We start from the raw sequence: 12,926 nt of genomic DNA on the forward strand, positions 1-12,926 counted from the left end.
CTAACCAGTACTAATGAACCGTGCGGCTTAACCTGACAACACCGAAGGTGTTTTGGGCGTGCGAGAGCAACAGTTTCAACTACAGACAGCAGCTTGTTCGGGATTGAATACAGGATTTGTCTGGCGGCAATAGCGCGGTGGTCCCACCTGACCCCATGCCGAACTCAGCAGTGAAACGCCGTAGCGCCGATGGTAGTGTGGGGTCTCCCCATGTGAGAGTAGGGCACTGCCAGACATTCAATACGTCAGAAAAGCCATCCTTAACCGGATGGCTTTTTTGCGTTTTTGGGAAATTATTTCAGTGCCTGACATAATTTTCCTTCTATTTTCCTTCTATTTTCCTTCTATTTTCCTTCTATATTTCTGCATTAACCCATTTATGATCCTTGGCTGTTTTTACGCGTATAAGCAGCAAGTATCGTCCTTTCCGATAATTCTAAATATTCTTTCATTTTATTAGCCGCGAGATCATTCTGCCCGGCATTAAACAGTTCCAAAATATGGGCATTTTTATCGATATAGGGCGCATACAAAAGTTCAGGATCGTTCAAGATGCCAAAAGCCAGACGAAGTTCTGCGGAGATATTGCGATAGAAAGCGATTAACCTTTCACTGTCAGTTAATTCCACAATTGCGGTATGAAAGCGCATATTTTCCGTTCCTGCGCCAACCCAGTCTTGTTTTTCACGACATTGCTGAGCTATTTCAACGGCTTGTTTCATTTTTGCAACGCTGGGATGCATTGGATAAGCCTGAGCCAGAGCCTGACATTCAATCAATTGCCGAATTCGATAAATATCAATAATTGATGCAATATCGGGAATTGCAACAAACACACCACGGTTAGGTTCATGTTTCAGCAACCCTTCTTGGGTGAGAAGGCGAAACACTTCACGTAACGTATTTCGTGAAATCTCAAGTTGTTCACTCAGTGCAGCCTCTGATAGCCGTTGTCCCGGTAATAACTCCCCAATAACCAGCTTATTTCTTATCGTTTCGGCGATTCTTTTACTCAGAATTTGGGGCGAATGGTCTTTTTTCATAGTTATCCATTAGATCAGTTGCTGATATCAAATACCTTCGAAGCGAATAAGGGAGAATCTTCACATATTCCCTGATAACCAGCAAGTTATCGTCATTGAACCAATATAGGGCAATTGTATGGTGTGTTTTGCACCTGAAATGTGCGTTTCGATAATAAATTCAACAGTAAATGTTAATAAAGTGATCTCTATTGGATTTCTGCAATTGATAACACGATTCTGTTTGCTTATTTCCTCAGCAGATCTTATTTATTGTTCAACAATATATTTGCTGTTATTAAACAATTCGCTTATTTAGTTCCACAATGGTATGGATATTGCTTAGAAAATAATAAATACAATAACGATGACAGGGGAAAATAGCTTATGGCTATGCAGGAGACAACAAACCAAGAAATGGAAAATTTTGTATCGAATCGACGTTCGTCTTTGATTGCAGCAATTTTTCTGATGGCGACATCAGCGATTGGGCCAGGGTTTATCACCCAAACAGCTACATTTACTGCGACGATGGGGGCAGCTTTTGCTTTTGGTATTTTGGCCTCCATCCTGATTGATTTTGTTGTACAGCAAAACATTTGGCGAATTGTCACATTAACCAGAATGCAATCTGCTGATATTGCGAATGCGGCTATTCCGGGAAGTGGCTATTTACTGGCTATCTTGGTGATTTTTGGTGGATTGGTGTTTAACGTCGGTAATATTGCGGGAGCTGGATTAGGGCTTAATGCTTTGATGGGGCTGGATCCCAAATGGGGTGGGTTATTCAGTGCCTTGATGGCGATTTATATTTTTACTTCCCGTAAGGCAGGCGTCGCCATTGATCGTATTATTGTGATCTTAGGGATGATCATGATAGGCATGACATTATTTGTTGCGATAGTCTCCAATCCACCAGTGGGAGAAGCTTTGCGACAGACGGTACTGCCTGATGAAATCAATTTTGCGACGATAACGACCATTGTTGGCGGAACGGTTGGTGGTTACATTTGTTATGCCGGAGCACATCGTTTACTGGATAAAGGCGCGGTAGGCATCGAAAACATTAAAGTTGTTTCCAGTGCAGCAACCAAAGGGATTTTGGTGGTTGGTTTAATGCGATACCTGTTGTTTCTTGCCATATTGGGTGTGGTTGCCAGTGGCGTGACACTTGATGTTGCAAGTGAAACGGCAGATCCGGCCTCACAAGCTTTTCAGGCAGCCGCTGGAGAATTTGGTTTACGTATTTTTGGTTTAATTATTTGGGCCGCATCCATTACGAGTATTATCGGTGCTGCTTATACTTCCATTTCTTTTTGCAGTGTATTTCGAAAACAATTTACTGAGCGCCAGCGCAATATTGCGACTTTATTGTTTATTGCCGTATCGCTGGCGATTTATCTATTAATAGGAACACCGCCAGCCGCTTTGCTGGTTTTCGCAGGTGGCTTCAATGGGCTTATTCTTCCTCTCGGTTTGACCATCTTTGTTTATGTTGGCTGGAAACGTGCTGATTTGATGGCGGGGTATGTGTACCCACGCTGGTTACTGTGGTCGGGCGCGATGACTTGTGTGTTGACATGGTACATGGGGGCCATGTCCATCGATTCAATCTTTGAGTTTTTGAAATCAGCTTAAGGGAATCATCATGATAAAAACAATCGATTTAAACAGTGATCTCGGTGAAAGTTTTGGTCAATGGCACATGGGGAACGATAAAGAAATCTTGGGAATTGTCAGTAGTGCCAATGTTGCCTGTGGTTTTCATGCGGGTGATCCGGTAGGGATTTTGCAGACCTTGAAATCCGCACAGGAAAATAATGTCGCGATAGGTGCCCATGTTTCTTACCCCGATTTGGTTGGTTTTGGGCGGCGTAAAATGGATCTTGCCAGCCATGAACTTACTGCTGATGTTATTTACCAGATTGGCGCTTTGCAAGGATTGGCTGCGGCGGTAGGTACAAAGGTGAGTTATATCAAACCCCATGGTGCGCTTTATAACACAATCGCAAATGACAAATACCAAGCAATTGCAGTTATTGAAGGTATTTTGGCGATTGATTCTAATCTGGCGTTGGTGGGCTTAGCGGGATCAAACGTTCTCAAATTAGCTCAGGAAAGAGGATTAAAAACCGTCGCAGAAGCATTTGCTGATCGTGCTTATACCTCACAGGGTGAATTGGTCTCCCGCCGTGAAGCGGGTTCTGTTCTGCATGATGCGGATCTTGTTGCCCAACGTATGTTGCAACTGGTGACAGAAGGCGGTGTTGAATCGATTGATGGCAAATTTACACCTATTCAAGCGGATTCTATTTGCGTACATGGTGATAGCCCCGGCGCGGTAGAGATGGCAAAACAGGTCAGAACCGTTTTGCAGCAGTCAGGCATTACCATCCGATCATTTATTCTTCCATAAATATAGATCGCGCTGGCATGGTTAATGATTTAGGGAGATAGTCTTGCGTTTTTTACCTGTTAATTTCAATACCATCATGGTTGAACTGAGTGGACTGGCAGAAACATTGGCGCTGCTTGATTCACTGAATATTGTCCCTGTTCTGGGGGTTGAAGAAATTATTCCGGCGGCGAGAACGTTGCTGATCCGTTTTCGGCCGGCAAAAATATCAGTTCAACAATTGGTGACTGAAATCAGTAGCCGCGATTTGCGGGCACGTGGTCATGCAACGGGAAAACAGATAGAAATCCCGGTGCATTATAATGGTGATGATCTCGCGACAGTTGCTGAAATTCTGGGAATTACTGTTTCGGACGTTATCCGCCAACATACGGAAAATGAATATACCGTGGCTTTTACAGGGTTCGCTCCTGGTTTTGCTTATATGGTATCAGAGACTTCGCAGTGGAATATTCCTCGTCGTAACACGCCTAGAACACGCATTCCTGCCGGTGCTGTTGCACTGGCGGGGGAATTCAGCAGTGTTTATCCGCAGGCAAGCCCCGGTGGGTGGCAGATTATCGGTATTACAACCGAACGTATGTGGGACCTTTCCCGTTCTTCTCCCGCCTTATTGCAACCGGGTTATCGCGTTAACTTCCGGGATGTTGGGCACACCCCTGCAACGGTCAGTTTGCCGGAAGCTGCTATTAAAAATACGGTTTCTATGCCAAAGACTGACCGCCATTTGGAAATTTTGTCTGTGGGCTTGCAAACCTTGTTTCAAGATTTGGGACGTGTTGGACAATCAGGATTAGGGATCTCAGAATCCGGAGCAATGGATAAAAGCGCTCTGCGTTGTGCAAATCGTGTTGTTGGTAATTCCTCCGATCAAGCCTGTCTGGAGATAGCGCAGGGTGGGTTTAAGGCCATCGTTCATGGGCAGATGCTGATTGCGATTACGGGAGCTTCATGTCCGATAGAGATAAAAACGCCATCGGGTGAGAGATTCAATGTGAATACTTACCAACCGATTGATTTAAACGATGGTGATGAAATTTCGTTAGGTATGCCTACGGCTGGTATGCGTTCTTATTTGGCAGTGAGGGGAAGTTTTACTGTTTCTGCTGTCTTATCCAGCCATTCATTTGATACGTTGTCCAATATTGGGCCTGCGCCGTTGAAAGTGTCTGATAAATTGGCAATCGGGGAAACATCCCACTGTGCAGCGGTATCTTTTTCTGAAACGCCGGCTTTTAACATGCCAGATAAAAATGAGGTCATCGTATTAGATATCATACTTGGTCCTCGTACGGATTGGTTTACGCAAGAGGCCATTGAATTATTGAGTAAGCAGACTTGGCAGGTTACCCCTCAATCTAATCGAATTGGCCTGCGATTAAATGGTGAGTGCTCACTATCACGCGTTCAACAGCAAGAACTCCCCAGTGAAGGCACATGTGCGGGAGCGATTCAAATTCCCGCCAGTGGGCAACCCGTATTGTTCTTGGCTGATCACCCACTGACAGGCGGTTATCCGGTGATTGCTTTAGTGGCCGATTATCACCTTGATCTCGCCGGTCAGATCCCCGTCAACGCCAAAATCCGATTTAACCCCATCAGCCAATTCCATGAAATCCAAGGGAGTAAAGATTTGCTATGAACGCTAAAAAAGTGCTGATTGCCAACCGTGGTGAGATTGCAGTCCGTATTATCCGTGCTTGCCATGATTATGGCGTACAAGCTATTGCCGTCTATGCCGACGCAGATATTAATGCACAGCATGTGCAATTGGCTGATGAAGCTTATGCTTTGGGCGGCAATAGCCCTACAGAAACTTACCTGAATATTCCTCGCTTACTGGCGGTAGCGAAACAGTCGGGAGCAACAATGGTGCATCCGGGCTATGGTTTCTTGTCTGAACGGGCGGAGTTTGCCCGGGCAGTGATAGACGCAGGATTAACTTGGATTGGGCCTAACCCTGAAACGATTGATGAGCTGGGTGATAAGGTCAAGGCGCGTAAGATTGCCCAGAAAGTGGGAGCGCCATTGGTTGTTGGAACCTCAGAGCCAGTCAAAGATGCTCAGGAAGTTATCGCTTTTGCAGAACAGCATGGTTTGCCGATTGCTATTAAAGCGGCATTTGGTGGGGGTGGCCGCGGGTTGAAAGTGGCTTGGCGAATGGATGAAGTGGCAGAACTTTATCATTCAGCAGTGCGTGAAGCGACAGCCGCATTTGGGCGAGGGGAATGTTTTATTGAGCAATTTCTGGATAAACCCCGTCATATAGAAGCGCAGGTGATTGCGGATAAACAAGGCAATGTTGTTGTCCTCGGCACCCGTGATTGCTCCTTGCAGCGCCGGAACCAGAAGCTGGTGGAAGAAGCGCCTGCACCATTCCTGAGCCAAGAACAAAGGGAACGTATTCATCAATCAGCAAAAGCCATTTGCGCGGAAGCCAATTATGTTGGCGCTGGAACAGTAGAATTCTTGTTAAGTGCAGATGGTACGCTCTCTTTTTTAGAAGTGAATACTCGCTTACAAGTAGAGCATCCCGTGACAGAAGAAACAACAGGTATCGATCTGGTTATTGAACAGTTGCGAGTGGCGGAAGGCCATCCGTTGAGCATTCAGGAAACACCAGTTCCAAGAGGACACTCATTTGAATTTCGCATTAATGCGGAAGATGCCGGAAAAGGCTTCTTACCGACATCGGGAACGATCATTGAATTCACTCCGCCTTCTGGTCCCGGTATTCGTCTGGATTCTGGTGTGGTGAATGGCTCAACCATTCCTGCTACTTTTGATTCACTGATGGCAAAATTGATTGTCACAGGGGCGACTCGAGAACAAGCCATTGTTCGGGCACGTCGGGCATTGAAAGAGTTTAAGATCCGTGGCGTAGCCTCCGTTTTACCTTTCCATCAAGCGGTGATGGAGCATCCTGATTTTGTTTCTGGTGATAAATTCAATGTCCATACTCGCTGGATTGAAACTGATTTTGTGAATGAACTAGAGGCTTCGCTACGGCAGCTTCCTATCGGGGATAAAAATATTACCCGCACGTTTATTGAAATTGATGGCCGCAGGCATGAACTGGGGTTGCCAGCGGACTTATTGGCGGGATTGGTGCATTCAGCTCCTGTAGGAGAACAGCCATTTTCTCCGTCTGCCATAACGGAAAAACTGCCGGAAGATCCCCGTCAGGTCAAAGCCCCTATTTCCGGTATTCTGCATTCCTGGATGGTTAAAGAAGGTGCTCAAGTTAAGGAAGGCGATGTGATTGCAGTTATGGAAGCCATGAAAATGGAAGTACAAATCAATGCTCATCGTTCAGGAAAAATCACATTCTGTGCCCAAGCAGGGGATTATCAGGATGCAGAGAGTGTTCTGGCTAATATTGAGTAGTGAGATTCATAGAAAAATTAATCGGGTATATATTTAGTATAAATTTGCACTCCTTTGGGTTATGGGGCGCTATAGTGATGAATATTTATACTGATTGGAGTAAACAAGATCTCAATAAGGCACTTTATCGCCATCAAATTCTTCATGTTATTCAATAAATAAAGCCCACTTTCGGAGTGGGCTCAGACCGCAGACAAACCTCTTTGGAAATAACGGGCCTTGAAAGTTATTTACATTTCTATTAGAAATGTAAATAATAACGATTCTCAATAGTATATTTGTTTGAAAATAAATGTCTAAAATTACCCAAATTACCAAAATTTACGCCAGCTTGGCTAAAAGCGGCTTGTGTGTTCCTCTGATGTCCGCATCTATGCTGACAGTTGCTATTTCTACCAACGCATTTGCAAGTGCTGAAAGCACGATTAAAAAATCGCCTAGTACTGGCGATACACTTGTTGTTATTGCAGACAATAATGCACAAGGTGCACCAGAAGAGAGAAAAGTCAGCCGTAATGAAATCAAGGTTAAACAAGCACAAAGTGTTGCCGAGATTTTAAAGAATGTACCAGGGGTACAAGCGGGTCATCCTAGTGCCTTAGGGCAACGCTTCAAAATCCGTGGGATGGATGATCAATTCATTAACGTGACTATTGATGGTGCAAGGCAAGAAGGATATCACTTCCACCATTCAGGAAGTTACGGCATCGATCCTGAAATGTTAAAGCAGGTTGATATCAAGGTCGGTAGTAATAGTATTACCTACGATACTGGTGCTATTGGTGGCGCATTAAAATTTGAGACTGTTGATGCAGGCGATCTGTTGGCACCCGGTCAATTATTTGGTGCCAAAGGGAAATTAAATTACTCCAGCAATGGTGATGAATTCCAACAATCTTTAGCGACTTATGGCAGGTTGGGTGTTGTTGATTTATTAGGTTACTTTACCCATCGCAATATGCACGACTCTAAATCTGGCAGAGATAATATAGGGAGAGATTCAATCCCGACAGATGGAAAGTTATTCAATTATTTATTAAAAGCTAAATTTAATCTGACCGATGAGCAGTATATTAATGTATCTAAAGAACATTATAAAAATGATGCAGTAACCAATCATAGGTTAAATTTTGGTAATGATATAAGTCCTGGAATAAATAACGGGAATAAAGCGAAGTATGCCATTGACCGCGATACCCATAATATCACTTACGGGTATGCGCCAGTTGATAATGATCTTATTGATTTAAAAATATCCGCTTATCATACGGAACAAACTTCTACCCATATGAAATCTGTAAGTGGAAATGGGAAAGGGTTCGATAGTTTTGTTAAAACCCAAGGCATTAAGGTTCGTAATACCTCTAGCTTTGATACCCAGAAATTATCCCATGCTTTAACCTATGGATATGAATATTTTGATACCAGAATGGGATACACTGATGTCAAAGAGAATGCATACAAAAAAGAAACAGAGAAAGGAAATGCATCATCTGTTTATTTAGAGGATGATATTCAACTCGCTGATTTCCATATCATACCGGGCATCAGATGGGATCACTACAAATATCATGCTATTAATAAGCAAAACGAATCTTTTGATCGAACTTATTCTCATTTCTCAAAAGCACTCGGATTGAAATACGAGCTTGGTGCGTCTACAACATTATTTGCTAACTATACCGAACTCTTCAGAGGTCCGTTAGGAAAAGAGTTAGGTATGGGATTAAGCAACCATAGTAATAACCTGAAAGCCACAACCGGTTACAACTTAGAAACGGGTTTGGCGGGTTCTTATCCTGGTGTTTTTGCTGACAATGACTCGCTGGTAGTATCAGGTAAAGTATTCCAGACGAATTTTAAAAACCTGTCTACAACTTTAGCTAAGAATGAACTGCATAATATCCCGAAAGCCAGACTGGAAGGGTTTGAATTAGCGACCGGCTATAAACTGGGTAATTTGTCCTTAAAAACGACTTACGCTAAGGCCGATAACAAAATTACTCAAGGTAATGAACTAATTAACAAAGCATTTACTAATGGATTAGAGTTTACGCCATCAGTCGGTGACTCTATCACTGTTGGTGGTAGTTACTTATTTGACCAAACTGACGTTGAACTTGGCTGGAATACCCGCTTTGTTCTGTCAAAAAACTCAAAAGGTAAAACCCGAAACGATAAGAAAGAAGACATTATTGTCGATGTACATAAATCTGGCTATGGCGTAAGTAATATGTATGTTTCCTGGGCGCCAAAATCAGGTGTACTGAAAAATGCAGAACTCCAGTTTGGTATCGATAATATCTTTGATAAACGTTACAACGAACATTCTTACTATTTGAATACTACACAAGGACAAGAAGAGAAAGGCCGCACATATAAGGCGACAATTTCTTATAAGTTCTGATGAAAACGCCTTAAAGATATTCAAAAATATCCCTTGTAAAAAGTCTGCGGTTTATCCGCAGACTTTTCCTGAGATTGCTCTCCAATTATCGTAATAAGAATTACAGCGTAAAAACGCCAATCAAAGCGACAACGGTCAAAATAGCCGCTGCACCATAAAATACCCATTTACTGGCAGGGACATGAATTTTCAGATCATGCATTCCGTGGTGAATACGGTGCATTCCGCACCAGATCGGCAGGCTGATCATCAGCAGCAAAAAGATGCGACCGATAAAACTCTGGCAGAATGTCAGGATACGCTCATAAGAAAGCGCTTCTGGTGCCCAACCGAGTGGTATCAGTATGCCCAGCAACAGAATAATTGCCGGCCCAACAATAGCGCTCCACATCCCGCCGGCCCCAAATAAGCCCCAGAAAATCGGTTCGTCGGAACGCTTAGGTACTTGATTCATCAGATCCTCCTTGGGGTCAGAAAAGTAATGCCACGCCGAGAATCACGGCAGTCGCAATAATCGTGGTTGCCCATAGCAATTTGACAATTGGCCCCGGTGGCATTTTCTCATTTTTGACGATGAGATTGAGTGCCTTCGGAGCCAGTTCAAACCAGGTTTTCGTATGCAACAAGGCCGCCAGCAGGGTGATGATATTAATCAGCAACACGATCGGATGTTGCAGGAAAGAGACAAAATACGCCCAGCTTTCCGGGCCGTTTTTCAAGGCAAACAGGCCATAAAGCACCAGTAAACTGAACCAAGTGGCAGGAACTGATGTTCCTTCCCGCAGCATGTAAAAACGGTAAAATCCGAGTTTGCGCCACCAATTCGCCTCCATACCGCGCACATAAGGTTTACGTTTCGTCGTCATTATTCTCTCCTTCCTTATTGTGGTTTCAGCATAGAGATAATGAAATCTTTGGCACTTTCTGCCTTGCTCTGCTGAATGGCACCTGCCGGATCAACATGTTTCGGACAAACTTCAGAGCAGTAGCCTACAAAAGTACAAGACCAGACACCGTTGTCGCTGTTGATGTGTGGCATACGCTCTTTCTTGCCATTATCGCGGTTATCAAGGTTGTAACGATGTGCCAATGTGACCGCAGCAGGCCCGATGAATTCAGGATTCAGGCCAAATTGAGGGCAGGCGGCATAGCACAGGCCACAGTTGATACAACCTGAAAATTGATGGTATTTTGCCATTTGGGCCGGTGTCTGCACGTTCGGCCCATCCTCAGGTTTACGATTATTGCCGATGATATAGGGCTTGATCGCTTCCAGACTCTCAATAAAGTGTGTCATGTCCACAACCAAATCCCGTTCAATCGGGAAATTACCCAGCGCTTCAACTTTCATTCCTTGTGTGTACTCACGCAGGAACGTTTTACAGGCCAGTTTTGGCACGCGGTTTACCATCATGCCGCAGGAGCCGCAGATTGCCATGCGGCAAGACCAGCGGTAAGAGAGGTCAGGAGCCAGATTATCTTTAATGTAACCCAGCGCATCCAGCAGTGAGGTTTGCTCATCGTAAGGCACTTCATAAATGACAAAATGAGGTTCACTGTCAATTTCCGGGTTATAGCGCATGACCTCCATTTTCAGCGTGTTCATCTCAGCCATTCGCCTGCTCCTTCTGTTTTTTCTCTTGTGCCGCCGCTTCGCCACCATATACACGCTTAGCTGGTTGAGATTTGGTGATCTTCACACCACTGTATTCCAGACGAGGGGCACCTTCAGGGTTATAGAAAGCCAACGTATGCTTCAGGAAATTGGTATCGTCACGTTCGGTACAACCTTCATCAAGGCGCTGGTGGGCACCGCGTGACTCTTTGCGGTTCATGGCGGAATGGGCCATACACTCAGCAACATCTAAACTGAATCCCAATTCGATGGTATAGAGCAGATCCGTATTGAATACGCTGGAACGATCGCTAATTTGGATATGTTTGAAGCGTTCTTTTAATTCAGTAATTTTATCGATGGTTTTCTGCATTAGCTCTGGTGTACGGTAAATACCGCATCCTTCTTCCATTGAAGTTCCCATTTCATCGCGGATTTTCGCCCAGTTTTCACCGCCTTTCTGGTTTAGCAGCTTATTGAGTTTATCCTCGACATCACGGGCCTGAGCATTCAGTGCATTATCGTTGGCGGGGCTGACTCCCTGAATATGTTTGACTGCCTCTTCACCTGCCAGGCGACCAAAAACAACCAATTCTGCCAAAGAGTTAGAACCGAGGCGGTTTGCGCCATGTAAGCCAACAGAAGAACATTCGCCGATGGCAAACAATCCTTTGATTCGGGTTTCACATTGCTGATTGGTTTCGATCCCACCCATCGTGTAATGCGCAGTTGGACGAACGGGAATGGGTTCTTTGACAGGATCTACGCCAACATAGGCTTTCGCCAGCTCACAAATAAATGGCAGGCGTTCAAGCAGTTTTTTCTCCCCCAAATGACGCAAATCCAAATGCACCACATCACCGCGTGGCGTGGCGATGGTTCGCCCTGCCCGCCATTCATGCCAGAATGCCTGAGACACTTTGTCACGTGGGCCTAATTCCATATATTTGTTTTCAGGTTGCCCCAGTGGTGTCTCTGGCCCCAGACCATAATCTTGCAGATAACGATAGCCGTCTTTGTTCACCAGAATGCCACCTTCACCACGACAGCCCTCGGTCATCAGAATACCGGAACCGGGCAGACCTGTTGGGTGATATTGCACAAATTCCATATCGCGCAATGGAATGCCGTGGCGGAATGCGATTCCCATTCCATCACCGGTAACAATGCCGCCATTGGTATTGTAGCGGTATACGCGCCCCGCACCGCCCGTCGCCATAATGACCGCATCAGCACGGATCTGAACTTTGGTTCCTTCCATCATGTTCAGTGCAACCAAACCGCGTACCTGTCCGTCATCCACCAGAGTATCGAGTACAAAATGTTCATCAAAGCGCTGGATTTGAGGGTACTTAAGGGACGTTTGGAACAGGGTATGGAGCATATGGAAACCGGTTTTATCAGCGGCAAACCATGTGCGTTCAATTTTCATGCCTCCGAAACGACGAACATTGATGGAACCATCTTCCTTACGGCTCCACGGGCAACCCCATTGTTCCAGTTGGATCATTTCGGTCGGGCAATGTTTGACAAAATATTCAACCACATCTTGTTCACACAGCCAGTCACCACCGGATACCGTGTCATTGAAGTGAAAGTCATAGGAATCATGTGATTGAGTGACTGCGGCCGATCCACCTTCTGCTGCCACAGTGTGGCTGCGCATGGGATACACTTTTGAGATCAGGGCGATTTTGAGCTGAGGATTGGCTTCAGCAGCAGCAATGGCTGCTCTTAGCCCTGCACCACCGGCTCCGATAATTGCGAGGTCGACATTGATGGTTTGCACTGCGCTTCTCCATTGTTCAAGTATTGTTCAAGTGAAACAATTTTTCTTTTTTAACGAAGTATTGAAGGTAATTTTCTATACCTTAACGAGTCAGGGGCGATAACTATTACTCTTTATAGGGTTTAATTATAACGAATTATCCAGAAAGTAAATTTGATATGAATGCGGGTTTTGCAGGATTTTGCTGACAAAATGTGATCTATCGCATGTTTTTTGCTCAATCGGATTGAGCCATCGACAACATTTTCTACAAATGAATAAGCGCTTATATAAAAATAAATGATAAATAT

Annotated in this window: 10 protein-coding genes and 1 rRNA gene; 6 read left to right on the forward strand and 5 right to left on the reverse strand. The window is 44.6% G+C overall.

All coding sequences use genetic code 11. From position 1 onward, the window contains the following. The first annotated feature begins 119 nt into the window (after positions 1-119). A 5S ribosomal RNA gene (gene rrf, locus AB204_RS09855) occupies positions 120-235 on the forward strand. Positions 236-377: 142 nt separating this feature from the next. Here rrf and AB204_RS09860 read toward each other — a convergent pair. Further along, positions 378-1,043, reverse strand: coding sequence for a GntR family transcriptional regulator (locus AB204_RS09860; RefSeq protein WP_047963210.1), 666 nt, complete (start codon positions 1,041-1,043; stop codon positions 378-380). A gap of 366 nt (positions 1,044-1,409) precedes the next feature. Between AB204_RS09860 and AB204_RS09865 the strand changes: the two genes are divergently transcribed. From AB204_RS09865 to AB204_RS09885, 5 genes are all read left to right on the forward strand, one after another. Then, entirely contained in the window at positions 1,410-2,660 is a 1,251-nt protein-coding gene (locus AB204_RS09865; RefSeq protein ID WP_047963211.1) for an NRAMP family divalent metal transporter, read from the forward strand. A 10-nt stretch (positions 2,661-2,670) separates the two neighbouring features. Beyond that, positions 2,671-3,438, forward strand: a complete 768-nt coding sequence (locus tag AB204_RS09870) for a LamB/YcsF family protein (protein WP_047963212.1) — start codon at positions 2,671-2,673, stop codon at positions 3,436-3,438. Positions 3,439-3,481: 43 nt separating this feature from the next. Continuing rightward, complete coding sequence (locus tag AB204_RS09875) at positions 3,482-5,080, forward strand: 5-oxoprolinase subunit B/C family protein (protein WP_047963213.1); 1,599 nt, start codon at positions 3,482-3,484, stop codon at positions 5,078-5,080. Next, entirely contained in the window at positions 5,077-6,825 is a 1,749-nt protein-coding gene (locus AB204_RS09880) for an acetyl/propionyl/methylcrotonyl-CoA carboxylase subunit alpha (RefSeq protein ID WP_047963214.1), read from the forward strand. The genes AB204_RS09875 and AB204_RS09880 overlap by 4 nt, the downstream gene beginning before the upstream one ends. Positions 6,826-7,117: 292 nt before the next feature. Beyond that, positions 7,118-9,232, forward strand: coding sequence for a TonB-dependent receptor domain-containing protein (locus AB204_RS09885; RefSeq protein WP_235428063.1), 2,115 nt, complete (start codon positions 7,118-7,120; stop codon positions 9,230-9,232). A 100-nt stretch (positions 9,233-9,332) separates the two neighbouring features. On the opposite strand, the gene frdD is transcribed toward AB204_RS09885, so the two are convergent. The 4 genes from frdD to frdA are packed head-to-tail and all read right to left on the reverse strand — an operon-like array spanning position 9,333 to position 12,636. Further along, positions 9,333-9,686, reverse strand: coding sequence for a fumarate reductase subunit FrdD (frdD, locus tag AB204_RS09890; RefSeq protein ID WP_047963215.1), 354 nt, complete (start codon positions 9,684-9,686; stop codon positions 9,333-9,335). Between the two features lie 16 nt (positions 9,687-9,702). Beyond that, positions 9,703-10,098, reverse strand: coding sequence for a fumarate reductase subunit FrdC (gene frdC, locus AB204_RS09895; RefSeq protein WP_047963216.1), 396 nt, complete (start codon positions 10,096-10,098; stop codon positions 9,703-9,705). A gap of 14 nt (positions 10,099-10,112) precedes the next feature. Then, the gene (locus AB204_RS09900; protein ID WP_047963217.1) at positions 10,113-10,847 is read right to left on the reverse strand and encodes a succinate dehydrogenase/fumarate reductase iron-sulfur subunit; all 735 of its coding nucleotides are present in this window, start codon (positions 10,845-10,847) and stop codon (positions 10,113-10,115) included. Further along, positions 10,840-12,636 (reverse strand): fumarate reductase (quinol) flavoprotein subunit, encoded by a 1,797-nt coding sequence (gene frdA, locus AB204_RS09905; protein WP_047963218.1) that lies wholly within the window; start codon positions 12,634-12,636, stop codon positions 10,840-10,842. The genes AB204_RS09900 and frdA overlap by 8 nt, the downstream gene beginning before the upstream one ends. Positions 12,637-12,926: the final 290 nt, after the last annotated feature.

Source organism: Xenorhabdus khoisanae (assembly GCF_001037465.1).
In the GTDB taxonomy this organism is placed as follows: Bacteria; Pseudomonadota; Gammaproteobacteria; order Enterobacterales; family Enterobacteriaceae; genus Xenorhabdus; species Xenorhabdus khoisanae.